Below are 21449 nucleotides of genomic sequence, written 5' to 3'. Positions count from 1 at the left end.
CACCGTTTTGAAGCTAGACAGAAGCGAGAGGTAGACCACCGAGGTGGCCGTACAAATCACCACCGACCTGAGCATGGTGCGCAACATCGGCATCATGGCCCACATCGACGCCGGTAAGACGACGACGACCGAGCGGATCCTCTTCTACACCGGTATCACCTACAAGATCGGTGAGGTCCACGACGGCGCCGCCACGATGGACTGGATGGAGCAGGAGCAGGAGCGCGGCATCACGATCACGTCCGCCGCGACGACCTGCACCTGGAAAGACCACACCATCAACATCATCGACACCCCGGGCCACGTCGACTTCACCGTCGAGGTGGAGCGCTCGCTGCGCGTCCTCGACGGTGCCGTCGCCGTGTTCGACGGTGTCGCGGGTGTCGAGCCGCAGTCCGAGACCGTGTGGCGTCAGGCGGACCGGTACGGCGTACCGCGGATCTGCTTCGTCAACAAGCTGGACCGGACCGGCGCGGAGTTCATGCGCTGCGTCGACATGATCGTCGACCGGCTGGCCGCGGTGCCGCTGGTGCTGCAGCTGCCGATCGGTTCCGAGGCCGACTTCATCGGTGTCGTCGACCTGATCGGGATGCGCGCGCTGACCTGGCGCGGCGAGACCACGATGGGTGAGGACTACACCGTCGAGGAGATCCCGGCCAGTCACACCGAGATCGCCGCCGAGTGGCGCGACAAGCTGATCGAGACGCTGGCCGAGGCCGACGACGAGATCATGGAGCTGTACCTGGAAGGCGAGGAGCCGACCAAGGAGCAGATCATGGCCGGCATCCGGCGCGCGACCATCGCGAGCAAGCTGACCCCGGTGCTGACCGGTACCGCGTTCAAGAACAAGGGCGTCCAGCCCCTGCTCGACGCGATCAACGCCTTCCTGCCGAGCCCGCTCGACGTGCCCGACATCGAGGGCCACGACGTCAAGGACGCCTCGGTCGTCGTCACCCGCAAGCCGGACGACAGCGAGCCGTTCTCGGCGCTGGCGTACAAGATCGCGGCCGACCCGCACCTGGGCAAGCTGACCTTCATCCGGGTGTACTCGGGCAAGCTCGAGACCGGCACCCAGGTCCTGAACCCCACCAAGGGGCGCAAGGAGCGGATCGGCAAGATCTACCGGATGCACGCGAACAAGCGTGAGGAGATCGCGTCGGTCGGCGCCGGCCACATCGTCGCCGTGATGGGTCTGAAGGACACCACCACCGGTGAGACGCTGTGCGACCCGGCCAAGCCGGTCGTGCTGGAGTCGATGACCTTCCCGGCCCCGGTGATCTCGGTCGCCATCGAGCCGAAATCGAAGGGCGACCAGGAGAAGCTGGGCGTCGCGATCCAGCGGCTCGCCGAGGAGGACCCGACCTTCCAGGTCCGGACCGACGAGGACACCGGCCAGACGATCATCGCCGGTATGGGCGAGCTGCACCTGGAGATCCTGGTCGACCGGATGAAGCGCGAGTTCCGCGTCGAGGCCAACGTCGGCAAGCCCCAGGTCGCCTACCGCGAGACCATCAAGAAGAAGGTCGAGAAGGTCGACTACACGCACAAGAAGCAGACCGGTGGTTCGGGTCAGTTCGCGCGCGTGATCATCAACGTCGAGCCGACGTCGGCCGAGGTCGGTGGCGAGGGCGGCTACGAGTTCGTCAACGCCGTCACCGGTGGCCGGATCCCGCGGGAGTACATCCCGTCGGTGGACGAGGGCGCGCAGGAAGCCATGGAGTTCGGCGTCCTGGCCGGCTACCCGATGGTGGACGTCAAGGTCACCCTGACCGACGGCGCCTACCACGATGTCGACTCGTCCGAGCTCGCCTTCAAGATCGCCGGTTCGATGGCCTTCAAGGACGCCGCCCGCCGGGCGAGTCCGGTCATCCTCGAGCCGATGTTCTCGGTCGAGGTCACCACCCCAGAGGACTACATGGGTGAAGTGATCGGCGACCTCAACTCACGCCGCGGCCAGATCCAGTCGATGGACGAAGGCCCCGGTGGCAGCCGGGTCATCAAGGCCCTGGTGCCGTTGTCCGAGATGTTCGGGTATGTCGGTGACCTACGGTCGAAGACCCAGGGCCGCGCGTCGTACTCGATGCAGTTCGATTCCTACGCCGAGGTTCCGAAGAACGTGGCGGAAGAGATCATCAAGAAGGCCCGCGGCGAGTAATCTCGCCCCGGACCAACCAACCCACAGCGCGTCGGCGTACGGCGTAAGTCAACACTTTCCAGGAGGGCCCCAGTGGCTAAGGCGAAGTTCGAGCGGACTAAGCCGCACGTCAACATCGGCACCATCGGTCACATCGACCACGGTAAGACGACTCTTACCGCGGCGATCACCAAGGTGCTGCACGACAAGTACCCGACGCTGAACGAGGCGTCGGCCTTCGATCAGATCGACAAGGCGCCGGAAGAGCGCCAGCGCGGTATCACGATCTCGATCGCGCACGTCGAGTACCAGACCGAGGCCCGGCACTACGCCCACGTCGACTGCCCGGGTCACGCGGACTACATCAAGAACATGATCACCGGTGCGGCCCAGATGGACGGCGCGATCCTGGTCGTCGCCGCCACCGACGGCCCGATGCCGCAGACGCGTGAGCACGTGCTGCTCGCCCGTCAGGTCGGCGTGCCGGCGATGGTCGTCGCCCTGAACAAGTGCGACATGGTCGACGACGAGGAGATCCTGGAGCTCGTCGAGCTCGAGGTTCGCGAGCTGCTGAGCGACCAGGAGTTCGACGGGGACAACGTCCCGGTCGTCAAGGTCGCGGCGCACCCGGCACTGCAGGGTGACGCCAAGTGGGGCGAGTCGATCATCGAGCTGATGGACGCCGTCGACTCCTACATCCCGCAGCCGGAGCGCGAGATCGACAAGCCGTTCCTGATGCCGGTCGAGGACGTCTTCACCATCACCGGTCGCGGTACCGTCATCACGGGCCGGATCGAGCGGGGCGTCATCAAGGTCAACGAGACCGTCGACATCGTCGGTATCCGGCCGGAGAAGCAGACCTCGACCGTCACCGGTATCGAGATGTTCCGCAAGCTGCTCGACGAGGGCCAGGCCGGTGAGAACGTCGGTCTGCTGCTTCGTGGCACCAAGCGCGAGGACGTCGAGCGCGGCATGGTCGTCATCAAGCCGGGCACCACGACCCCGCACACCAACTTCGACGCTTCGGTCTACATCCTGTCGAAGGAGGAGGGCGGCCGTCACACGCCGTTCTTCCAGAACTACCGGCCCCAGTTCTACTTCCGCACCACGGACGTCACCGGCGTCGTCACGCTGCCCGAGGGCACCGAGATGGTCATGCCGGGCGACAACACCGACATGTCGGTCGAGCTGATCCAGCCGATCGCCATGGAAGAGGGCCTGAAGTTCGCGATCCGTGAAGGTGGCCGCACCGTCGGCGCCGGCCGGGTCACCAAGATCCTCAAGTGATTTCATGAGGTCCGCAAGGGCTCGCTCACTGAGCCCTTGCGGACCTCTGCTTTGCGCCTGATCCAGGGCAAGTCGGGGTCGGTGACTCCGGAACGGTCCCGGATTCAGGCGTGAAGCCACCACGATTGGCATTCCGATGCCGATCTCTGGCACAATATTCAGGTTGCTCAGGCTAGGTTGCCGGGGCGCGCCGCAGACGGTTGTCTGGCGGCTGCGCCGGACCGGAGACCCGGCCGAGGTTCTCGGTCCGAGACCGAACCCCGATCACCATCCCAGGGTCGAAAGTGTGTGGTGACGCGCGTGCCGCGTCCACGACACACCCGACCGCGGGGGTCGGAGCAGCAAAGACGAAGACGAAGAGAAGGACGTAGCGAAGCGATGGCGGGACAAAAGATCCGCATCCGGCTGAAGGCCTACGACCACGAGGTCATCGACAGCTCGGCGCGCAAGATCGTCGACACGGTGACGCGTACTGGTGCGAAGGTTGCTGGCCCGGTGCCGTTGCCGACGGAAAAGAACGTGTTCTGCGTCATCCGCTCGCCGCACAAGTACAAGGACAGCCGCGAGCACTTCGAGATGCGCACCCACAAGCGGCTCATCGACATCATCGACCCCACGCCGAAGACCGTCGACTCGCTGATGCGTCTCGACCTGCCGGCCGGTGTCGACATCGAGATCAAGCTCTGAGGGAAACGCGAAACCAATGAGCAATCAAAAAACCACGCGCGGTCTGCTGGGCACGAAGCTCGGCATGACCCAGACCTGGGACGAGAACAACCGAGTCGTCCCCGTCACCGTGATCCAGGCCGGTCCCTGTGTGGTCACCGAGGTGCGTACCTCGGCCAGCCACGGCTACGACGGCGTCCAGATCGCGTTCGGCGACATCGACCCCCGCAAGGTGAACTCGCCGATGCGCGGCCACTTCGAGAAGGCCGGCGTGACCCCGCGCCGCCACCTGCTCGAGCTGCGCACCGCTGACGCCAGCGAGTACACGCTCGGCCAGGAGATCAAGGCCGAGGCGTTCGCCGCGGGCGAGATCGTCGACGTGTCCGCCACCAGCAAGGGCAAGGGCTTCGCCGGTGTGATGAAGCGGCACGGCTTCCACGGTCTTCGCGCCACCCACGGTGTGCACAAGAAGCACCGTTCGCCGGGCTCCATCGGCGGTTGCGCGACCCCGGGCCGGGTCTTCAAGGGCCTCAAGATGGCCGGCCGGATGGGCAACGAGAAGGTCACCACGCAGAACGTGACGGTCCACGCGATCGACGCCGAGCGCGGCCTGGTCCTGCTCAAGGGCGCCGTCCCCGGCCCCAAGGGCGGCCTCGTGCTGATCCGCAACGCCGCGAAGGGAGCTACCAAATGAGCACCGTTGACGTAGTCGCCGTGAAGGGCGACAAGGTCAGCAAGAAGGGCTCCGCGGAGCTCCCGGCCGAGCTGTTCGACGTACAGGCCAACATCCCGCTGATCCACCAGGTCGTCGTGGCCCAGCTGGCCGCGGCCCGCCAGGGCACGCACAAGGTGAAGTCCCGCGGTGAGGTCTCCGGTGGTGGCGCCAAGCCGTACCGCCAGAAGGGCACCGGCCGCGCCCGGCAGGGCTCGACCCGCGCACCGCAGTTCACCGGTGGTGGCGTCGTGCACGGCCCGACCCCGCGCGACTACAGCCAGCGGACCCCGAAGAAGATGATCGCCGCCGCGCTCCGCGGTGCGTTGTCCGACCGGGCCCGTGGCGGCCGCGTGCACGTGGTCGAGAAGTTCGTGGACGGCGACAAGCCGTCGACCAAGGCAGCCCTCAAGGTGCTGGCCGAGGTCACCGAGCACCTCAAGGTGCTGGTGGTCGTGGCCCGCGCCGACGAGCAGACCTGGCTCAGCCTGCGCAACGTGCCCACCGTGCACCTGCTCGCGGCCGACCAGCTGAACGCGTACGACGTGCTGTGCAGCGACGCGGTGGTCTTCACCGCCGAGGCGCTGGAAGCCTTCGTCGCCGGTTCGCCGAAGGGCAAGTCCGTCAAGGCCGTCGCTACGTCGACCGAGGCCGAGCAGGAGGTAGAAGCATGAGTCACGGAGTCAACAAAGACCCGCGGGACGTGCTGCTGCGGCCGGTCGTGAGCGAGAAGAGCTACGGCCTGCTGGACGAGCAGAAGTACACGTTCGAGGTCGCCCCGGACGCCAACAAGACCGAGATCAAGCTCGCGGTCCAGAAGGTGTTCAAGGTGCGGGTCACCAGCGTCAACACGATCAACCGCAAGGGCAAGCGCCGCCGTACCCGTACGGGCTGGGGCAAGCGTCCTGACACCAAGCGAGCGATCGTCAGCCTTGCCGGCGACGACCGCATCGACATCTTCGGAGGCCAGTCGTAATGGGTATCCGCAAATACAAGCCGACGACGCCGGGCCGCCGTGGCTCGAGCGTGGCCGACTTCGTCGAGCTCACCCGTTCGACCCCTGAGAAGTCCCTGCTCCGCCCGCTGCCGAAGAAGGGTGGCCGGAACAACTCCGGCAAGATCACCACTCGGCACCACGGTGGTGGCCACAAGCGCGCGTACCGCCTGATCGACTTCAAGCGCTACGACAAGGACGGCGTACCGGCCAAGGTCGCGGAGATCGAGTACGACCCGAACCGCACTGCCCGGATCGCACTGCTGCACTACGTCGACGGCGAGAAGCGCTACATCCTCGCCCCGGCCAACCTGAAGCAGGGCACGATCATCGAGAACGGCCCCGCCGCGGACATCAAGGTCGGCAACAACCTGCCGCTGCGCAACATCCCGGTCGGCTCCACGGTGCACGCCGTCGAGCTGCGCCCGGGCGGTGGCGCCAAGATGGCCCGCTCTGCCGGTGCCAGCGTTCAGCTGGTCGCCAAGGAGGGCCGGATGGCCACCCTGCGGATGCCGTCCGGCGAGGTCCGGATGGTCGACGTGCGCTGCCGCGCCACCCTCGGTGAGGTCGGCAACGGCGAGCAGTCGAACATCAACTGGGGCAAGGCCGGCCGGATGCGCTGGAAGGGCAAGCGCCCGACCGTCCGTGGTGTCGCCATGAACCCGGTCGACCACCCGCACGGTGGTGGTGAGGGCAAGACCTCGGGTGGACGTCACCCGGTGTCCCCGTGGGGCAAGCCTGAGGGCCGCACCCGCGGTCACAAGGAAAGCGACCGCATGATCGTCCGGCGCCGCAAGGCCGGCAAGAAGCGCTGATAGGGAGCCGGACAGATGCCACGCAGCCTCAAGAAGGGCCCGTTCGTCGACCACCACCTGCTCAAGAAGGTGGAGGTGCAGAACGAAAAGGGCACCAAGAACGTGATCAAGACCTGGTCGCGCCGATCCATGATCATCCCGACCATGATCGGTCACACCCTCGCGGTGCACGACGGCCGCAAGCACGTCCCTGTGTTCGTGACGGACGCGATGGTCGGGCACAAGCTCGGCGAGTTCGCACCGACCCGGACGTTCAAGGGCCACGAAAAAGACGACCGCAAGGCACGGCGTCGCTGACCTAGGTCAGTGACGAAGCGCAGAGCAACCTACGGAGAGATTCGAACATCATGAGCGTAATGGAGCGTAGGGCAGTCAGTGCCCGTCGCGAGAGCCTGCTGGGCGACGAGCCCGGGGCCTTCGCGGTCGCGCGCTTCGTCCGCGTGACGCCGATGAAGGCACGTCGCGTGGTCGACCTGGTGCGCGGCATGGGCGTCGACGACGCACTCGCCACTCTGAAGTTCGCCCCGCAGGCCGCTGCCGAGACCGTGTACAAGGTCGTCGACAGCGCCGTGGCGAACGCCGAGGGCACCGAGCACCTGAGCCGCGCCGACCTGGTCGTGGTGAAGGCCTATGTGGACGAGGGCCCGACGCTGAAGCGTCACCGCCCCCGGGCCCAGGGTCGCGCGACCCGGATCGACAAGCGGACCAGCCACATCACTGTTGTGGTCGGCCCGAAGGTCGAGGCCGAGGCGCCGGCGAAGAAGGCCGATGCCAAGAAGGCGGAAGCCAAGAAGGACGACGCCAAGAAGGCTCCGGCCAAGAAGGCGCCCGCCAAGAAGGCAACCGCCAAAAAGGCTGAGAAGAAGGAGACCCGATAGTGGGCCAGAAGGTAAACCCGCACGGGTTCCGACTCGGCATCAGCACGGACCACAAGAGCCGGTGGTACGCGGACAAGCTGTACAAGGACTACGTGGGCGAGGACGTCAAGATCCGCCGCCTGCTGAGCAAGGGCATGGAGCGTGCCGGTATCTCCCGCGTGGAGATCGAGCGCACCCGTGACCGCGTCCGCGTCGACATCCACACTGCCCGTCCGGGCATCGTCATCGGTCGCCGCGGCGCCGAGGCGGACCGGATCCGGGGCAGCCTGGAGGAGCTCACCGGCAAGCAGGTGCAGCTGAACATCCTCGAGGTGAAGAACGCCGAGGTCGACGCACAGCTCGTCGCCCAGGGCGTTGCCGAGCAGCTGTCCGGCCGCGTGGCGTTCCGCCGCGCGATGCGCAAGGCGATGCAGACCACCATGCGTGGCGGCGCCCTGGGCATCCGGATCCAGTGCTCCGGCCGTCTCGGTGGCGCTGAGATGTCGCGTTCGGAGTTCTACCGCGAAGGCCGGGTGCCCCTGCACACGCTTCGCGCGGACATCGACTACGGCTTCTACGAGGCCCGCACGACCTTCGGCCGGATCGGCGTGAAGGTCTGGATCTACAAGGGCGACGTCGCCGGCACCCGCGCGGAGCGCGAGGCGCAGGCCGCGGCCCGGGCCGCTACCCAGCAGCGTGGCCGTCCGGCCCGTCGCGACGGTGGCGACCGCGGTGACCGTGGTGGCCGCGGTGGTGACCGTGGCGGTCGTAACGACCGTCGTGACGGTGGCGCCCGCAACGACGCACCGAAGGCTGACGCGACGGCGGCTCCGGCTGCTGACAAGCCGGCCGAGACGACCGGAACGGAGAGCTGAACCATGCTCATCCCCCGCAAGGTCAAGCACCGCAAGCAGCACCACCCGAAGCGCTCCGGCGCTGCCAAGGGCGGTACCACGCTGGCGTTCGGCGACTTCGGCATCCAGGCCGTCGAGAGCCACTACGTCACGAACCGGCAGATCGAGTCCGCTCGTATCGCGATGACCCGGCACATCAAGCGTGGCGGAAAGGTCTGGATCAACATCTACCCGGACCGCCCGCTGACCAAGAAGCCTGCCGAGACCCGGATGGGTTCCGGTAAGGGTTCACCCGAGTGGTGGATCGCGAACGTGAAGTCCGGCCGGGTGATGTTCGAACTGTCCGGTGTGGACGAGGACGTCGCTCGCGAGGCCATGCGCCGCGCGATCCACAAGTTGCCGATGAAGTGCCGCTTCATCACCCGAGAGTCAGGTGAGAACTGATGGCCATCCTGACCGCCGCCGAACTGCGGAACCTCGGTAAGGACGAGCTTCTGGAGAAGCTCGCAAACGCCAAGGAGGAGCTGTTCAACCTCCGGTTCCAGGCTGCCACGGGTCAGCTGGAGTCCCACGGCCGGCTGCGTGCTGTCCGTAAGGACATCGCCCGCATCTACACGGTGCTGACCGAGCGTGCGCTCGGCATCACCGAAGAGGTCGACGCACCCGTCGCGGCTGAGGCCGAGACCGAGGTTGCGGAGACCGCGGACGACAGCGAGAAGGCTGGGAGCAAGGCATGACCGAGAATGCAGCGAAGGACGACACCGTGAGCACGACCCCCGACACGAAGCGCAACAGCCGCAAGACCCGTGAGGGCCTGGTGCTGAGCGACAAGATGGACAAGACCGTGACGGTCGAGGTCGAGGACCGGGTCAAGCACAAGCTGTACGGCAAGGTCATCCGCCGCACCAGCAAGCTCAAGGCGCACGACGAGCAGAACGCCGCCGGTATCGGCGACCGCGTCCTCCTGATGGAGACCCGGCCGCTGTCGGCGACCAAGCGCTGGCGCGTCGTGGAGATCCTCGAGAAGGCGAAGTAGTCGTCCGCAGGGCACTGCAACGCCCAGCTGTACCCCACCGAAATTATTCGTTCCGCAAGGCTCACGTCAGTGAGAACCAGCGAGACAACCAGGAGATCAACAGATGATCCAGCAGGAGTCGCGACTGAAGGTCGCCGACAACACGGGTGCCAAGGAGATCTTGTGCATCCGCGTGCTCGGTGGCTCCGGTCGGCGCTACGCCGGTGTCGGTGACACGATCGTCGCCACCGTCAAGGACGCGATCCCGGGCGGCGGCGTCAAGAAGGGCGACGTCGTCAAGGCCGTCATCGTTCGTACCGTGAAGGAGCGCCGGCGTCCGGACGGCTCCTACATCCGGTTCGACGAGAACGCCGCGGTGATCTTGAAGGCCGACGGTGAGCCGCGTGGTACCCGCATCTTCGGGCCGGTCGGCCGGGAGCTGCGCGAGAAGCGCTTCATGAAGATCATCTCGCTCGCTCCGGAGGTGCTCTGAGATGGCAGCCCAGAAGAAGCTGCATGTGAAGAAGGGTGATCTCGTTCGCGTGATCGCCGGTAAGTCCAAGGGTCACGAGGGCAAGATCATCTCGGTGTTGCCCGAGGCCGAGAAGGTCATCGTCGAAGGCGTGAACCGGGTCAAGAAGCACACCAAGGTGCAGCAGGCCCAGCGCGGCGGCACGACGGGTGGCATCGTCACCCAGGAAGCCCCGATCCACGTCTCCAACGTGATGCTGCTCGTCGAGACCACCGACGCGGATGGCAAGAAGGTCAAGGTCACCACGCGCGTCGGCTACAACCGCGTCGAGGTGCAGAAGCGGCGCCCCGACGGTTCGACGTACACCGGGTTCCGCAGCGTGCGTATCTCGCGCCGCACCGGCGAGGAGATCTGATGACTGCTACGGCAACCGAGACCAAGGTTCAGCCGCGGCTGAAGACCAAGTACCGCGAGGAGATCGTCGCCAAGCTGCGCGACGAGTTCCAGTTCGACAACGTCATGCAGGTGCCCGGCCTCACCAAGATCGTGGTGAACATGGGCGTCGGCGAGGCGGCTCGCGACTCGAAGCTGATCGACGGCGCGATCAAGGACCTGGCCGCGATCACCGGCCAGAAGCCGTCGGTGACCAAGGCCCGCAAGTCGATCGCGCAGTTCAAGCTGCGTGAAGGCATGCCGATCGGTGCGCACGTCACGCTGCGCGGCGACCGGATGTGGGAGTTCCTGGACCGGCTGCTCGCCTTGGCGCTGCCCCGGATCCGTGACTTCCGTGGCCTGTCGGCGAAGCAGTTCGACGGCAACGGGAACTACACCTTCGGTCTGACCGAGCAGGTGATGTTCCACGAGATCAACCAGGACCGGATCGACCGGGTCCGCGGGATGGACATCACCGTGGTGACCACCGCCAAGAACGACGACGAGGGGCGCGCGCTGCTGCGGCAGCTCGGCTTCCCGTTCAAGGAGAACTGACGTGGCGAAGACAGCACTCAAGGTCAAGCAGGCCCGGAAGCCGAAGTTCGCGGTGCGCGGTTACACCCGTTGCCAGCGCTGCGGCCGGCCCAAGGCCGTCTTCCGCAAGTTCGGCCTGTGCCGGATCTGCCTGCGGGAGATGGCGCACCGGGGCGAGCTGCCCGGCGTCACCAAGTCCAGCTGGTGACCCACCGCTTCTCCAGCACCGATCTTTTCTCCAACCACCATCTAGTCACCGTAGGTCGCCGGCCGGCGAAACCACGGCGGGAAAGAGGCCCCAGGCCATGACGATGACCGACCCGATCGCAGACATGCTGACACGTCTGCGCAACGCCAACCAGGCGTATCACGAGTCGACCCAGATGCCGTACAGCAAGATCAAGCAGGGCATTGCCGACATCCTTCAGCAGGAGGGTTACATCTCCTCCTACAAGGTCGAGGAGCCCAAGGAGGGCACCGTCGGCAAGACCCTCGTGGTGGACCTGAAGTTCGGTCCGAGCCGCGAGCGCTCGATCGCCGGTGTCCGGCGGATCAGCAAGCCCGGTCTGCGGGTGTACGCGAAGTCGACCAACCTGCCCAAGGTGCTCGGTGGCCTCGGCGTCGCGATCATCTCGACGTCGCAGGGATTGCTGACGGACCGGCAGGCCAAGCACAAGGGCGTTGGCGGGGAAGTCCTCGCCTACGTCTGGTGACGAAGAACCGGAAGGAGGACCACTCTCATGTCTCGCATCGGTAAGCTCCCGATCACGGTCCCGTCCGGCGTCGACGTCACGATCGACGGCCAGACGGTCACCGTGAAGGGCCCCAAGGGTCAGCTCTCGCACGTTGTTGCGGAGCCCATCGTGGTCGCTCGCGACGAGGACGGCACCATCGCCGTCTCGCGTCCGGACGACCAGCGCAAGAGCAAGGAACTGCACGGCCTGTCCCGCACGCTGCTCGCCAACCTGGTGACCGGCGTGACGGACGGCTACGAGAAGAAGCTCGAGATAGTCGGCGTCGGTTACCGCGTCCTGTCCAAGGGCCCGGGCACGCTGGAGTTCTCGCTCGGCTACAGCCACACCATCACGGTGGAGGCGCCGGAAGGCATCACCTTCGCGGTGGAGTCGCCGACCAAGTTCTCGGTGCAGGGAATCGACAAGCAGTCGGTCGGCGAGGTCGCCGCGAACATCCGCAAGCTGCGCAAGCCCGAGCCTTACAAGGGCAAGGGTGTGCGGTACGCGGGCGAGCAGGTGCGCCGCAAGGTCGGAAAGGCTGGTAAGTAACCATGGCGATCGGATTGCGCCACAACAAGCACTCCGCCAAGAAGACCTCTTCCCGGCTGCGTCGTCAGATCCGCGTCCGCAAGAAGGTCAACGGCACGGCCGACCGGCCGCGCCTGGTGGTCAGCAAGTCGTCGAAGCACCTGTTCGCTCAGGTCATCGACGACGTCGCCGGCGTCACCTTGGTCTCGGCCTCCACGATGGAGTCGGACCTGCGCGGCGCGGAGGCGAACAAGACCGACAAGGCCAAGACCGTGGGTGGGCTCATCGCCGACCGCGCCAAGGCCGCCGGTATCGACTCGGTCGTCTTCGACCGGGCCGGGAACAAGTACCACGGCCGGATCGCGGCCCTGGCCGACGCCGCCCGTGAGGGCGGGCTCGGCTTCTGACATGGCGACACAAAGGGAAGAAGGTAGTTCGAAATGAGCGGAGGCCAGCAGCGTCGCGGAGGCGGCGCCGGTGGTGAGCGCCGTGGCCGTGACGGTGGTCGCGGTCAGGCAGCTGACAAGACCGCCTACATCGAGCGCGTGGTAGCCATCAACCGTGTTGCCAAGGTCGTGAAGGGTGGTCGTCGCTTCAGCTTCACCGCCCTCGTGGTCGTCGGCGACGGTGAAGGCACCGTCGGTGTGGGGTACGGAAAGGCCAAGGAGGTGCCCGCGGCGATCGCCAAGGGTGTCGAGGAGGCCAAGAAGGCATTCTTCAAGGTGCCGAGGATCCAGGGCACCATCCCGCACCCGGTCCAGGGCGAGAAGGCCGCAGGCGTTGTCATGCTGCGTCCGGCCGCTCCCGGTACCGGTGTGATCGCGGGTGGTTCGGCGCGCGCGGTACTGGAGTGCGCCGGGATCCACGACATCCTGAGCAAGTCGCTGGGGTCCTCGAACGCGATCAACGTGGTGCACGCCACGGTGGCCGCGCTGCAGGCCCTGGAGACCCCGGAGGCCGTGGCCGCGCGTCGCGGCATGCCGGTCGAGCACGTCGCTCCGGCGGCTCTGCTGAAGGCGCGGGCGGAGGTCGCATCCTGATGGCACGCTTGAAGGTGACCCAGACCCGTTCCGGCATCGGTGGCAAGCAGAACCAGCGCGACACGCTGCGCACCCTGGGCGTCAAGCGGATCGGCGACACCGCCGTCCACGAGGACAAGCCCGAGGTTCGCGGCATGGTGCGTGCGGTTCGCCACCTCATCACCGTCGAAGAGGTTGACTGACATGACGCTCAAGGTTCATCACCTGCGTCCGGCGCCCGGAGCCAAGACCGCCAAGACCCGTGTGGGTCGTGGTGAGGGCAGCAAGGGCAAGACGGCCGGCCGCGGTACCAAGGGCAGCAAGGCCCGCAACAACATCCCCGAAGGCTTCGAGGGTGGTCAGATGCCGCTGCACATGCGGCTGCCGAAGCTGAAGGGCTTCAAGAGCAGGAACCGAGTGGAGTTCCAGGTCGTTAACCTGGACAAGCTCGGACAGCTCTTCCCCGAAGGTGGCGAGATCGGCGTAGCCGACCTGGTCGCCAAGGGCGCGGTCCGTGACAGTCTCCCGGTGAAGGTGCTGGGCGACGGCGAGCTGACCGTTGCACTGCAGGTTTCGGTTCACAAGTTCTCGAAGTCCGCCAAGGAGAAGATCGCGGCGGCCGGGGGAACCACCACCGAGGTGTGAGTGCCAGGGCTCGTGCGAGCCAGCGTTTGTTATTGTCACGCTGGAGTTCGGACGAGCCCTGGTTCGTCTCTTGCCCAGCTGCTTTGCTAGGCCCCTGCCCTGACCGGGCACGGGAAACTTGTGGGAGGACAGGGTGTTAGGCGCCTTTGCCAACGCGTTCAAGACTCCGGACCTGCGCCGGAAGATCTTGTTCGTGCTCTTCATTGTCGTGATCTTCCGGATCGGTTCGGTTGTGCCGGCGCCTGGCGTCAACGTCAAGTCGCTGAACACGTGTCTGAAAGCAGCCACGTCGGGTCAGAACGCGAACCTGTACAACCTGATCAACCTGTTCTCCGGTGGGGCGCTGCTCCAGCTCGCGGTCTTCGCGCTGGGCATCATGCCGTACATCACCGCCAGCATCATTCTGCAGCTGCTCACCGTGGTCATCCCGCGGCTGGAGTCGCTGAAGAAGGAAGGCCAGGCGGGGCAGACCAAGATCACCCAGTACACCCGGTTCCTCACCGTCGGTCTGGCGATCCTGCAGGCGACCGCGTTCGTGGCGCTGGCGCGCACCCCCGGCCGGCTCTTCCCGAGCTGCCAGGAGCCGCTGCTGCACAACGACAAGTGGTTCACCGTCGTGGTGATGGTGCTCACGATGACCGCCGGTACCGGCGTGATCATGTGGCTGGGTGAGCTGATCACCGACCGTGGTGTCGGCAACGGCATGTCGATCCTGATCTTCACCCAGATCGTCGCCACCTTCCCGACGCAGCTGTGGAACATCCGCAAGCAGAAGGGCATCGGCACCTTCATCGTCGTGCTGGCCATCGGCCTGGTGATCATGGCCGCCGTCATCTTCATCGAGCAGGCACAGCGCCGGATCCCGGTCCAGTACGCCAAGCGGATGGTGGGCCGCAAGATGTTCGGCGGCACCTCCACCTACATCCCGCTGAAGGTGAACCAGGCCGGCGTCATCCCGGTCATCTTCGCCTCGAGCCTGCTCTACCTGCCGGTGTTGGTCAGCCAGTTCAAGTCGCAGGAGAAATGGGCCCAGTGGATCCAGGGCAACCTGGTCAAGGGCGATCACCCGATCTACATGGTGACGTATGTCGCCCTCATCATCTTCTTCACGTACTTCTATGTCTCGATTACCTTCAATCCGAAGGAAGTTGCAGACAACATGAAGAAGTACGGCGGCTTCATCCCCGGGATCCGGGCGGGCCGGCCGACCGAGGAGTACCTCTCCTACGTCCTGTCCCGCATCACGCTGCCGGGGGCGATCTACCTCGCGGTGATCTCGATGATCCCGTTGGTCGCCCTGGTGCTCTTGAACGCCAGCCAGAACTTCCCGTTCGGTGGAACGTCGATCCTGATCATGGTCGGGGTCGGACTGGACACGGTGAAGCAGATCGAGAGTCAGCTGCAGCAGCGTAACTACGAAGGGTTCCTGCGCTGATGAGAATGTTGCTGATGGGTCCGCCCGGGGCGGGTAAGGGTACGCAGGCAAAGGTGCTTGCGGACCGGCTCGGCATCCCGGCTGTTTCCACCGGCGACATCTTCCGTGCGAACGTCAAGGACGAGACCCCGCTGGGGCTCGAGGCGAAGCGCTACATGGACGCGGGCAACTACGTGCCGGACGAGGTCACCAACGCGATGGTGCGCGACCGGCTCTCCGACGCGGACGCGGGGGAGGGGTTCCTGCTCGACGGGTACCCCCGCACCCTGCCCCAGGTCGGCACCCTGGACGACATCCTGGCCGAGCACGGACACAAGCTGGACGCCGTGGTCGCCCTGATCGCCGACACCGACGTACTGGTGGACCGGATGCTGCGCCGGGCCAAGATCGACGGCCGGGCGGACGACTCCGAAGAGGTCGTCCGGCACCGTCAGGACGTGTACGCCGCCGAGACCAAGCCGCTGCTGCAGGTGTACGCCCAGCGCGGCCTGCTGGTCGAGGTCGACGGCGTCGGCGAGATCGACGAGGTCAGCGAGCGCGTGCTCGCCGCCCTCAAGTCGCTCACGGATGGTCAGTGATCTTCAAGGACCGCGGGATCGAGCTCAAGACCCGCGAACAGATCGTCGCGATGCGTGCGGCCGGCCTCGTGGTCGGCCGCACGCTCGAACTTCTCCGCTCCGAGGTCAAGCCCGGGATCACCACCGGCGACCTGGACGCGATCGCCGAGGACAGCATCCGGTCGGCCGGCGCGACGCCGTCCTTCAAGGGCTATCACGGCTTCACCGGCTCGATCTGCGCATCGGTGAACGACGAGATCGTGCACGGCATCCCCGGTGACCGGGTGCTGGCAGAGGGCGACCTGATCTCGATCGACTGCGGTGCGATCGTGAACGGCTGGCACGGCGACGCGGCGATCACCGTCGGCGTCGGCGAAACGGCTCCCGAACTGCTCGAGCTGGCCCGGATCTGCGAAGAGTCGATGTGGCGCGGCTTCGCGGCCGCCCGGCTCGGTGGCCGGCTGACCGATATCTCGGCCGCCGTCGAGCAGCACGTGCGCGCCAACTCGTCGTACGGGATCGTGGAGGACTTCGTCGGGCACGGGATCGGGTCGGCGATGCACCAGCCACCGAACGTGCCGAACTACGGCAAGGCCGGCCGGGGTCCCAAGCTGGTCGAGGGTCTAGCCCTCGCGGTTGAGCCGATGCTCACGCTCGGCAAGCAGGACAACCACACGCTGGAAGACGATTGGACCGTCGTCACCGACGACGGCACGGTCGCGGCGCACACCGAGCACACGTTCACGTTGACCCCGCAGGGCCCGTGGGTGCTGACCGCCCTCGACGGCGGCGAGGCGAAGCTCAAGGAGCTCGGCGTCACGTTCGGTCCGCTGGCCGACTGACGTCACGACGTACGGGAGAACTACCCCGGGGTCCGTCCGTCGGGGGACGCCGCGCGCTCCCGGGCTGAGGCACACTTGAGACATGCCCAGTCAGTACCAGCCCCACCAGCGTTTCACCGAGGCCGACCGCGACAAGATCGCCGGCCGGTTGCGCGACGCCTTCGCCGACGGCCGGCTGGACCAGCCCGAGTTCAGCTCGCGGCTCGACCAGCTGTACACCGTCCAGACGTACGGCGAGCTGGAACCGCTGGTGCGCGACCTTCCCCCGGTCCGGACCTACCAGACCCCGGCCAACGTCCAGGACGTCGCGCCCGCGCCGGCCCCCGGGCAGTTCCCCGACCGGCCGAAGAGCAAGCAGGCGCAACAGCACGGGCTCCGGAACCTGGGCGGCGGGTTCACCGGCATCGTCTTGATCAATGTGGTCATCTGGTTCGTGATCGGGTTGGGTAACGGCGGCCACTGGCCGCACTTCTGGCCCGTCTGGCTGCTGATCCCGTGGGCGATCATCGTCATGGGCCAGCTCGGAAAGCGACGTTGACGACGGCCCCGGTCAGTCGCCACCCCCGGCGGCCGCTGCTGCGGCCCGACTGGGTGTGGCAGTTCCGGCAGGGGTCGGCCGTCGTCTTCGTGCTCTGGTTCGCGATCGCGATCCCGTTGGTGATCGCCGGACTGCTGCTCGAGCCGCGCTGGGTCGGCTGGCTGGTGATGGGCTGGTTCCTCGCCCTGGTCGTCTTCACGCTGGGGATGCGCTGGTCCGAGCTTCGGTTGCGCCGGGCCTGGGAGGACGTCGTCGAGCAGATGGGCTGGCATTTCAGCGCGGTCGAGCCGGCTCTGCTCGACCGCTGGCCGTTCCCGCCCTTCGACGCGGATCCGCACGCGGAGGCGGTCGACGTGACGTCCGGCCGGCACCGCGGCCGCGAGTTCTGGACCGGCCGGTTCCGGCACCAGGTAGGGCGGCGCCGGCTCGGCTTCGACTTCCTCGACCTTGAAGTCGAGCGGCCGTTGCCGCCGCTTCAGGTGCTGCCCGCCCCGTTGGCTCCGGTCGCCGCCGCGAGCCTCCTGCCGATCAAGCTGGAGGTCGACGGCGCGACGGAGACCTATCTGTTGTTCAACGGCCGCGAGGATCTGGCGGTGGAGGTGCTGCATCCACGGGCCCTCGAGGCGCTGGCGCAGGTGCCGCCGTTCGGCTTCAGCTCCGAGGGACGCCGATTCGTCGCGATCCTGCCGGCGTACCGCGATGCCAGTACTGCGCTGGCGCACCTCGACGCCGCCTGCGACCTCCTCGACCTGATGCCGGAACACGTCTGGCAAGCCGGCGAGCAGTGGCTCGCGACCTCCGTAGCGCAGCGACCTCCCGAGTCGGCTAACCCGCCCGAATGACGTTGGTCGCGAGTCGAGGGACCAGCGCCGACAGGTCCTGATCGCCCGCGCCGGCGGCCACCGCGTCTTCCAGAAGTCGCTGGATCGGGAGGAGTAGTTCGGGGCTGATTCCTTGGTCCTCGGCGGCCTGGATGAGGTTCACGAATCCCGCCGCCTGCATGGCGAGGTTGGATCCAGCCGGACCCGGCTCGGCGCCGTACTCGAGATCCGCGGCCATGCGGGGCAATGAGGTGAGCATCGCGGTGAGCCATGGCACCAGGAGGTCTGCGGTGAAGGCGGTCGGGGAGACCTTCTCGCTGCCGAGCAGGGCGTAGGCCTGAAATGCACCGGCGAACATGCCGTACATGCCGCTCAGCAAGGCGATGTCGTGCAGTGGAGCCAGTCCCGGATCGCTACCCAGGTAGGTCGCGCGACCGAGTGCGGCCAGCGCGGCCTCGTGCTGTTCGAACGCGCCGGTCGAACCGCTGTAGAGCACGAAAGCGGCCGGCCCGCCGATCATCGAGGGCACCGCCATGATGCCGCCGTCGACGTACTGCGAACCGTGCTGCCGCGCCCATTCCGCCGTACTGCGGGCTTGGGCCGGCGTGCCGTTGGTCAGGTTGACCAGCGTTCGGCCGTCCAGGGCGGTGGCCGCCGGTCGGAGTACTTCGGAGACGCTCGCGTAGTCGAGGAGGCAGGCGATCACCAGCGGGGCGGCGGTGAGCGCGTCGGTGAGGTCTTCGGACCGGCGGGCGCCGAGCTCGTCGAGTTCGGGGGAGCGGCCGGGAGTGCGGTTCCAGATCGTGGTCGGGTGGCCGGCGGCCAGGAAGGCCCGGGCGAGGGCGGTCCCCATCGCGCCGAGACCGAGGACGGTGACAGAGGTCTTCATGGGTTCCAGAGTTGCCCGGATGCTTTAAAGTCGACAAGTACCTACTAAATAGTCAGGTACTTACCAAGAAGTCAGTATGGAGGGACGCGGGATGGTCGTCATGGCGCCGTACACCTGTGGGCTGGATGCGGCCGCCGATGTGATCGGTGGGAAGTGGAAACCGCGGATCCTCTGGGCTCTGCACTATGGGCCGCGGCGTTTCGGGGAGCTGCGCAAGGACGTCTCCGGGGTGACGGAGAAGATGCTGATCCAGCAGCTCCGCGAGCTGGAGAGCCGGCGGATCGTGCACCGGGAGGTCTACCACCAGGTGCCACCGAAGGTCGAGTACTCTCTGACAGCGCTCGGTGAGTCCCTGAACGCTGCTCTGGCACCCTTGGATGCGTGGGGCGCGGACCATCTGGACGAGCTCACCGCTACCCGGAGTTGCTGACCGTCCGGGCCCGATTGGGTTTCCGGCGGGTGAGTGGCGTACACTCTTTCCTTGGCTCTTTGTGGCCTCTGATCGTGCTGCCCGCGGCTGCCCGATGGGTGCGTATCTTCGCGCCGTCGGGAGGGTGGCTGGTGTTCAGCGGTGGAGGGCTGCCAGTAGTACTTTCCATCCAGTTGTCTACAGAAGTGCGAGGACATGCCCAAAAAAGAGGGAGTTATCGAACTCGAGGGCACCATCGTCGAGGCCCTGCCGAACGCGATGTTCCGTGTTGAGCTGTCCAACGGGCACAAGGTGCTCGCGCACATCAGCGGCAAGATGAGGCAGCACTACATCCGGATCCTCCCCGAGGACCGGGTCGTCGTGGAGCTGTCGCCGTACGACCTCACCCGGGGTCGCATCGTCTACCGGTACAAGTAACCAGCCCACCTGTCGAAGAAAGAAGCTCGATGAAGGTCAATCCGAGCGTCAAGAAGATCTGCGACAAGTGCAAGGTGATCCGCCGTCACGGCCGGGTCATGGTGATCTGCGAGAACCCGCGGCACAAGCAGCGGCAAGGCTGATTTCAGCCCCAGCTCGAAGCTCCACCCTGCACTTTCGCACCACAGCGCGCATGCTCGTCCAGCACCGGATCCACGCTGGATGTTGCCCCCGGAACAGAGGCCGGGGCCTTGCCGGTGAACAACTCACCGAGGCGGGCAAGGACGCAGCGCGCCACCACACCTCTGCCGACGAAAGGAACACCGCCACATGGCACGCCTCGTAGGGGTCGACCTGCCGCGCGACAAGCGCATCGAGGTCGCTCTCACCTACATCTTCGGTGTAGGTCGTACTCGCGCCCTGAAGACGCTCGAAGCCACCGGTATCTCCGGTGACAAGCGCGTCCACGAACTGGGCGACGAGGAACTGGTCAAGCTCCGCGACTGGATCGAAGGCAACTACAAGATCGAAGGTGACCTCCGTCGTGAGGTGACCGCGGACATCCGCCGCAAGATCGAGATCGGGTCGTACCAGGGTCGCCGGCACCGCAGCGGCCTGCCGGTGCGTGGTCAGCGCACGCGGACCAACGCCCGCAGCCGTAAGGGTCGTCGCAAGGCGATCGCCGGCAAGAAGAAGAAGTGACCCGGATGACCCACAGCCTCGACCTTTCCAGGAGTAACTGACCTATGCCTCCCAAGAGCCGCACAGCGGCCGGCGCGAAGAAGGTGCGCCGCAAGGAGAAGAAGAACGTGGCCGCCGGCCACGCGCACATCAAGAGCACGTTCAACAACACGATCGTGACGATCACCGACCCGACCGGCGCGGTCATCTCGTGGGCCTCCGCGGGCACCGTCGGCTTCAAGGGTTCGCGTAAGTCGACCCCGTTCGCCGCGCAGATGGCAGCCGAGGCTGCCGGCCGGCGTGCGATGGAGCACGGCATGCGCAAGATCGACGTCTTCGTGAAGGGTCCCGGCTCCGGCCGCGAGACCGCGATCCGTTCGCTGGGAGCTGTCGGCCTCGAGGTCGGCACCATCCAGGACGTCACCCCGACCGCCCACAACGGCTGCCGCCCTCCCAAGCGGCGCCGGGTCTGACCCAGAGAAAGGTAGGCAGCGAAAATGGCCCGTTACACCGGACCCATGACCAAGAAGTCGCGCCGTCTCGGGGTCGACCTCGTCGGTGGCGACAAGGCGTTCGAGCGTCGTCCGTACCCGCCGGGTATGCACGGCCGCGGCCGTCCCAAGGAGAGCGAGTACCTGCTCCAGCTTCGTGAGAAGCAGAAGGCTCGCTACGCGTACGGCGTACTCGAGAAGCAGTTCAGCCTGTACTACAAGGAGGCCTCGCGGCGTCCTGGTAAGACCGGTGACAACCTGCTGATCATCCTCGAGTCCCGCCTCGACAACGTCGTGTACCGCGCCGGTCTGGCCCGCACGCGTCGTCAGGCCCGTCAGCTCGTCGTGCACGGTCACTTCACCGTGAACGGCATCAAGGTGAACATCCCGTCGTACCGGGTCTCGGCCCACGACGTGATCGACGTCAAGCCGAAGTCGGCCGAGACGACGCCGTTCATCATCGCCAGGGAGACCCACTCCGAGCGAGTGGTTCCGGCCTGGCTCGAGGCGCTGCCCGAGCGGCTGCGGATCCTCGTGCACCAGTTGCCCACCCGGGCACAGATCGACACCCAGGTCGCCGAGCACCTGATCGTCGAGCTCTACTCGAAGAACTGACGTACGCCGCCCGCCGGGACCCAGGTCCTGGCGGG

Annotated in this window: 35 protein-coding genes; 34 read left to right on the top strand and 1 reads right to left on the bottom strand. The window is 66.4% G+C overall.

Annotation, left to right across the window (positions count from 1 at the left end):
* Positions 1 to 43 precede the first annotated feature (43 nt).
* From fusA to DIZ26_RS18985, 28 genes are all read left to right on the top strand, one after another.
* Positions 44 to 2155 (top strand): elongation factor G, encoded by a 2112-nt coding sequence (gene fusA / locus DIZ26_RS19120; protein WP_112243229.1) that lies wholly within the window; start codon positions 44 to 46, stop codon positions 2153 to 2155.
* 72 nt (positions 2156 to 2227) lie between these two features.
* Positions 2228 to 3421, top strand: a complete 1194-nt coding sequence (gene tuf / locus DIZ26_RS19115; protein ID WP_112243227.1) for an elongation factor Tu — start codon at positions 2228 to 2230, stop codon at positions 3419 to 3421.
* Positions 3422 to 3799: 378 nt separating this feature from the next.
* Positions 3800 to 4108, top strand: coding sequence for a 30S ribosomal protein S10 (gene rpsJ, locus DIZ26_RS19110; protein WP_012923688.1), 309 nt, complete (start codon positions 3800 to 3802; stop codon positions 4106 to 4108).
* 16 nt (positions 4109 to 4124) lie between these two features.
* Positions 4125 to 4781, top strand: coding sequence for a 50S ribosomal protein L3 (gene rplC / locus DIZ26_RS19105; protein WP_112243225.1), 657 nt, complete (start codon positions 4125 to 4127; stop codon positions 4779 to 4781).
* Positions 4778 to 5473, top strand: coding sequence for a 50S ribosomal protein L4 (rplD, locus tag DIZ26_RS19100; RefSeq protein ID WP_112243223.1), 696 nt, complete (start codon positions 4778 to 4780; stop codon positions 5471 to 5473). The genes rplC and rplD overlap by 4 nt, the downstream gene beginning before the upstream one ends.
* Complete coding sequence (rplW, locus tag DIZ26_RS19095) at positions 5470 to 5775, top strand: 50S ribosomal protein L23 (RefSeq protein ID WP_112243217.1); 306 nt, start codon at positions 5470 to 5472, stop codon at positions 5773 to 5775. The genes rplD and rplW overlap by 4 nt, the downstream gene beginning before the upstream one ends.
* A complete protein-coding gene (rplB, locus tag DIZ26_RS19090) occupies positions 5775 to 6608 on the top strand; it encodes a 50S ribosomal protein L2 (RefSeq protein WP_112243215.1) in 834 nt (277 codons plus the stop codon). The genes rplW and rplB overlap by 1 nt, the downstream gene beginning before the upstream one ends.
* Before the next feature lie 15 nt (positions 6609 to 6623).
* The gene (gene rpsS, locus DIZ26_RS19085) at positions 6624 to 6905 is read left to right on the top strand and encodes a 30S ribosomal protein S19 (protein ID WP_112243213.1); all 282 of its coding nucleotides are present in this window, start codon (positions 6624 to 6626) and stop codon (positions 6903 to 6905) included.
* A gap of 59 nt (positions 6906 to 6964) precedes the next feature.
* The gene (rplV, locus tag DIZ26_RS19080; protein ID WP_269815395.1) at positions 6965 to 7486 is read left to right on the top strand and encodes a 50S ribosomal protein L22; all 522 of its coding nucleotides are present in this window, start codon (positions 6965 to 6967) and stop codon (positions 7484 to 7486) included.
* On the top strand, positions 7486 to 8340 hold the full coding sequence (rpsC, locus tag DIZ26_RS19075; RefSeq protein WP_112243209.1) for a 30S ribosomal protein S3: 855 nt from the start codon (positions 7486 to 7488) through the stop codon (positions 8338 to 8340). Before rplV ends, rpsC begins: the two co-directional genes overlap by 1 nt.
* A gap of 3 nt (positions 8341 to 8343) precedes the next feature.
* The gene (gene rplP, locus DIZ26_RS19070) at positions 8344 to 8763 is read left to right on the top strand and encodes a 50S ribosomal protein L16 (RefSeq protein WP_112243207.1); all 420 of its coding nucleotides are present in this window, start codon (positions 8344 to 8346) and stop codon (positions 8761 to 8763) included.
* A complete protein-coding gene (gene rpmC, locus DIZ26_RS19065) occupies positions 8763 to 9056 on the top strand; it encodes a 50S ribosomal protein L29 (RefSeq protein ID WP_112243205.1) in 294 nt (97 codons plus the stop codon). The genes rplP and rpmC overlap by 1 nt, the downstream gene beginning before the upstream one ends.
* Positions 9053 to 9355: a 30S ribosomal protein S17 gene (gene rpsQ / locus DIZ26_RS19060; protein WP_112243203.1), complete on the top strand. Its 303-nt coding sequence runs from the start codon at positions 9053 to 9055 to the stop codon at positions 9353 to 9355. Before rpmC ends, rpsQ begins: the two co-directional genes overlap by 4 nt.
* 103 nt (positions 9356 to 9458) lie before the next feature.
* On the top strand, positions 9459 to 9827 hold the full coding sequence (gene rplN / locus DIZ26_RS19055) for a 50S ribosomal protein L14 (RefSeq protein WP_077019238.1): 369 nt from the start codon (positions 9459 to 9461) through the stop codon (positions 9825 to 9827).
* A 1-nt stretch (position 9828) separates the two neighbouring features.
* A complete protein-coding gene (gene rplX, locus DIZ26_RS19050) occupies positions 9829 to 10221 on the top strand; it encodes a 50S ribosomal protein L24 (protein WP_112243171.1) in 393 nt (130 codons plus the stop codon).
* Positions 10221 to 10793: a 50S ribosomal protein L5 gene (gene rplE, locus DIZ26_RS19045; protein WP_112243169.1), complete on the top strand. Its 573-nt coding sequence runs from the start codon at positions 10221 to 10223 to the stop codon at positions 10791 to 10793. Before rplX ends, rplE begins: the two co-directional genes overlap by 1 nt.
* A 1-nt stretch (position 10794) precedes the next feature.
* Entirely contained in the window at positions 10795 to 10980 is a 186-nt protein-coding gene (locus DIZ26_RS19040) for a type Z 30S ribosomal protein S14 (RefSeq protein WP_012923674.1), read from the top strand.
* Between the two features lie 97 nt (positions 10981 to 11077).
* On the top strand, positions 11078 to 11485 hold the full coding sequence (gene rpsH, locus DIZ26_RS19035) for a 30S ribosomal protein S8 (protein ID WP_112243167.1): 408 nt from the start codon (positions 11078 to 11080) through the stop codon (positions 11483 to 11485).
* 27 nt (positions 11486 to 11512) lie between these two features.
* The gene (gene rplF, locus DIZ26_RS19030; protein ID WP_112243165.1) at positions 11513 to 12055 is read left to right on the top strand and encodes a 50S ribosomal protein L6; all 543 of its coding nucleotides are present in this window, start codon (positions 11513 to 11515) and stop codon (positions 12053 to 12055) included.
* Between the two features lie 2 nt (positions 12056 to 12057).
* On the top strand, positions 12058 to 12441 hold the full coding sequence (gene rplR / locus DIZ26_RS19025) for a 50S ribosomal protein L18 (RefSeq protein WP_112243163.1): 384 nt from the start codon (positions 12058 to 12060) through the stop codon (positions 12439 to 12441).
* A gap of 33 nt (positions 12442 to 12474) precedes the next feature.
* Positions 12475 to 13074 carry a 30S ribosomal protein S5 gene (rpsE, locus tag DIZ26_RS19020; protein ID WP_112243161.1) on the top strand — a complete coding sequence of 200 codons (600 nt, stop codon included), beginning with the start codon at positions 12475 to 12477 and terminating at the stop codon, positions 13072 to 13074.
* The gene (gene rpmD / locus DIZ26_RS19015; protein WP_020388092.1) at positions 13074 to 13256 is read left to right on the top strand and encodes a 50S ribosomal protein L30; all 183 of its coding nucleotides are present in this window, start codon (positions 13074 to 13076) and stop codon (positions 13254 to 13256) included. The genes rpsE and rpmD overlap by 1 nt, the downstream gene beginning before the upstream one ends.
* Before the next feature lies 1 nt (position 13257).
* Complete coding sequence (gene rplO, locus DIZ26_RS19010) at positions 13258 to 13698, top strand: 50S ribosomal protein L15 (RefSeq protein WP_112243159.1); 441 nt, start codon at positions 13258 to 13260, stop codon at positions 13696 to 13698.
* Positions 13699 to 13831: 133 nt separating this feature from the next.
* Entirely contained in the window at positions 13832 to 15133 is a 1302-nt protein-coding gene (gene secY / locus DIZ26_RS19005; protein ID WP_112243157.1) for a preprotein translocase subunit SecY, read from the top strand.
* The gene (locus DIZ26_RS19000) at positions 15133 to 15711 is read left to right on the top strand and encodes an adenylate kinase (RefSeq protein ID WP_112243155.1); all 579 of its coding nucleotides are present in this window, start codon (positions 15133 to 15135) and stop codon (positions 15709 to 15711) included. Before secY ends, DIZ26_RS19000 begins: the two co-directional genes overlap by 1 nt.
* A complete protein-coding gene (map, locus tag DIZ26_RS18995; protein ID WP_112243153.1) occupies positions 15708 to 16532 on the top strand; it encodes a type I methionyl aminopeptidase in 825 nt (274 codons plus the stop codon). Before DIZ26_RS19000 ends, map begins: the two co-directional genes overlap by 4 nt.
* Before the next feature lie 82 nt (positions 16533 to 16614).
* On the top strand, positions 16615 to 17070 hold the full coding sequence (locus DIZ26_RS18990; RefSeq protein WP_112243151.1) for a DUF1707 SHOCT-like domain-containing protein: 456 nt from the start codon (positions 16615 to 16617) through the stop codon (positions 17068 to 17070).
* On the top strand, positions 17067 to 17912 hold the full coding sequence (locus DIZ26_RS18985) for a type III secretion system chaperone family protein (protein WP_232828440.1): 846 nt from the start codon (positions 17067 to 17069) through the stop codon (positions 17910 to 17912). Before DIZ26_RS18990 ends, DIZ26_RS18985 begins: the two co-directional genes overlap by 4 nt.
* Here the strand turns inward: DIZ26_RS18985 and DIZ26_RS18980 are convergent.
* A complete protein-coding gene (locus DIZ26_RS18980) occupies positions 17896 to 18780 on the bottom strand; it encodes an NAD(P)-dependent oxidoreductase (protein ID WP_112243149.1) in 885 nt (294 codons plus the stop codon). The genes DIZ26_RS18985 and DIZ26_RS18980 overlap by 17 nt on opposite strands.
* A 76-nt stretch (positions 18781 to 18856) precedes the next feature.
* On the opposite strand from DIZ26_RS18980, the gene DIZ26_RS18975 reads away from it, so the two are divergent.
* The 6 genes from DIZ26_RS18975 to rpsD all read left to right on the top strand — a co-directional run bounded on the left by DIZ26_RS18975 (position 18857) and on the right by rpsD (position 21414).
* A complete protein-coding gene (locus DIZ26_RS18975) occupies positions 18857 to 19210 on the top strand; it encodes a winged helix-turn-helix transcriptional regulator (protein ID WP_408610247.1) in 354 nt (117 codons plus the stop codon).
* Between the two features lie 195 nt (positions 19211 to 19405).
* Complete coding sequence (gene infA, locus DIZ26_RS18970) at positions 19406 to 19627, top strand: translation initiation factor IF-1 (protein WP_012923661.1); 222 nt, start codon at positions 19406 to 19408, stop codon at positions 19625 to 19627.
* A gap of 29 nt (positions 19628 to 19656) precedes the next feature.
* A complete protein-coding gene (gene rpmJ / locus DIZ26_RS18965; RefSeq protein ID WP_008361054.1) occupies positions 19657 to 19770 on the top strand; it encodes a 50S ribosomal protein L36 in 114 nt (37 codons plus the stop codon).
* Positions 19771 to 19957: 187 nt separating this feature from the next.
* A complete protein-coding gene (gene rpsM / locus DIZ26_RS18960) occupies positions 19958 to 20329 on the top strand; it encodes a 30S ribosomal protein S13 (protein ID WP_012923660.1) in 372 nt (123 codons plus the stop codon).
* Between the two features lie 44 nt (positions 20330 to 20373).
* Positions 20374 to 20781: a 30S ribosomal protein S11 gene (rpsK, locus tag DIZ26_RS18955; RefSeq protein ID WP_012923659.1), complete on the top strand. Its 408-nt coding sequence runs from the start codon at positions 20374 to 20376 to the stop codon at positions 20779 to 20781.
* Positions 20782 to 20805: 24 nt separating this feature from the next.
* Positions 20806 to 21414, top strand: coding sequence for a 30S ribosomal protein S4 (gene rpsD / locus DIZ26_RS18950; protein WP_112243145.1), 609 nt, complete (start codon positions 20806 to 20808; stop codon positions 21412 to 21414).
* Positions 21415 to 21449 lie beyond the last annotated feature (35 nt).

This window comes from Kribbella monticola (genome assembly GCF_003261635.1).
In the GTDB taxonomy this organism is placed as follows: Bacteria; Actinomycetota; Actinomycetes; order Propionibacteriales; family Kribbellaceae; genus Kribbella; species Kribbella monticola.
Note: the sequence above shows the minus strand (reverse complement) of the source record. Positions and strands in the feature narration are given on the sequence as shown.

Bases quoted from the DNA above. Each gene is read 5' to 3' on its own strand.
- rpsJ (WP_012923688.1), top strand. From the start codon at position 3,800: ATGGCGGGACAAAAGATCCGCATCCGGCTGAAGGCCTACGACCACGAG.
- rplC (WP_112243225.1), top strand. From the start codon at position 4,125: ATGAGCAATCAAAAAACCACGCGCGGTCTGCTGGGCACGAAGCTCGGC.
- rplD (WP_112243223.1), top strand. From the start codon at position 4,778: ATGAGCACCGTTGACGTAGTCGCCGTGAAGGGCGACAAGGTCAGCAAG.
- rplW (WP_112243217.1), top strand. From the start codon at position 5,470: ATGAGTCACGGAGTCAACAAAGACCCGCGGGACGTGCTGCTGCGGCCG.
- rplB (WP_112243215.1), top strand. From the start codon at position 5,775: ATGGGTATCCGCAAATACAAGCCGACGACGCCGGGCCGCCGTGGCTCG.
- rpsS (WP_112243213.1), top strand. From the start codon at position 6,624: ATGCCACGCAGCCTCAAGAAGGGCCCGTTCGTCGACCACCACCTGCTC.
- rplV (WP_269815395.1), top strand. From the start codon at position 6,965: ATGGAGCGTAGGGCAGTCAGTGCCCGTCGCGAGAGCCTGCTGGGCGAC.
- rplP (WP_112243207.1), top strand. From the start codon at position 8,344: ATGCTCATCCCCCGCAAGGTCAAGCACCGCAAGCAGCACCACCCGAAG.
- rpmC (WP_112243205.1), top strand. From the start codon at position 8,763: ATGGCCATCCTGACCGCCGCCGAACTGCGGAACCTCGGTAAGGACGAG.
- rpsQ (WP_112243203.1), top strand. From the start codon at position 9,053: ATGACCGAGAATGCAGCGAAGGACGACACCGTGAGCACGACCCCCGAC.
- rplN (WP_077019238.1), top strand. From the start codon at position 9,459: ATGATCCAGCAGGAGTCGCGACTGAAGGTCGCCGACAACACGGGTGCC.
- rplX (WP_112243171.1), top strand. From the start codon at position 9,829: ATGGCAGCCCAGAAGAAGCTGCATGTGAAGAAGGGTGATCTCGTTCGC.
- rplE (WP_112243169.1), top strand. From the start codon at position 10,221: ATGACTGCTACGGCAACCGAGACCAAGGTTCAGCCGCGGCTGAAGACC.
- rpsH (WP_112243167.1), top strand. From the start codon at position 11,078: ATGACGATGACCGACCCGATCGCAGACATGCTGACACGTCTGCGCAAC.
- rplF (WP_112243165.1), top strand. From the start codon at position 11,513: ATGTCTCGCATCGGTAAGCTCCCGATCACGGTCCCGTCCGGCGTCGAC.
- rplR (WP_112243163.1), top strand. From the start codon at position 12,058: ATGGCGATCGGATTGCGCCACAACAAGCACTCCGCCAAGAAGACCTCT.
- rpsE (WP_112243161.1), top strand. From the start codon at position 12,475: ATGAGCGGAGGCCAGCAGCGTCGCGGAGGCGGCGCCGGTGGTGAGCGC.
- rpmD (WP_020388092.1), top strand. From the start codon at position 13,074: ATGGCACGCTTGAAGGTGACCCAGACCCGTTCCGGCATCGGTGGCAAG.
- rplO (WP_112243159.1), top strand. From the start codon at position 13,258: ATGACGCTCAAGGTTCATCACCTGCGTCCGGCGCCCGGAGCCAAGACC.
- DIZ26_RS19000 (WP_112243155.1), top strand. From the start codon at position 15,133: ATGAGAATGTTGCTGATGGGTCCGCCCGGGGCGGGTAAGGGTACGCAG.
- DIZ26_RS18990 (WP_112243151.1), top strand. From the start codon at position 16,615: ATGCCCAGTCAGTACCAGCCCCACCAGCGTTTCACCGAGGCCGACCGC.
- DIZ26_RS18980 (WP_112243149.1), bottom strand. From the start codon at position 18,780: ATGAAGACCTCTGTCACCGTCCTCGGTCTCGGCGCGATGGGGACCGCC.
- DIZ26_RS18975 (WP_408610247.1), top strand. From the start codon at position 18,857: ATGGAGGGACGCGGGATGGTCGTCATGGCGCCGTACACCTGTGGGCTG.
- infA (WP_012923661.1), top strand. From the start codon at position 19,406: ATGCCCAAAAAAGAGGGAGTTATCGAACTCGAGGGCACCATCGTCGAG.
- rpmJ (WP_008361054.1), top strand. From the start codon at position 19,657: ATGAAGGTCAATCCGAGCGTCAAGAAGATCTGCGACAAGTGCAAGGTG.
- rpsM (WP_012923660.1), top strand. From the start codon at position 19,958: ATGGCACGCCTCGTAGGGGTCGACCTGCCGCGCGACAAGCGCATCGAG.
- rpsK (WP_012923659.1), top strand. From the start codon at position 20,374: ATGCCTCCCAAGAGCCGCACAGCGGCCGGCGCGAAGAAGGTGCGCCGC.
- rpsD (WP_112243145.1), top strand. From the start codon at position 20,806: ATGGCCCGTTACACCGGACCCATGACCAAGAAGTCGCGCCGTCTCGGG.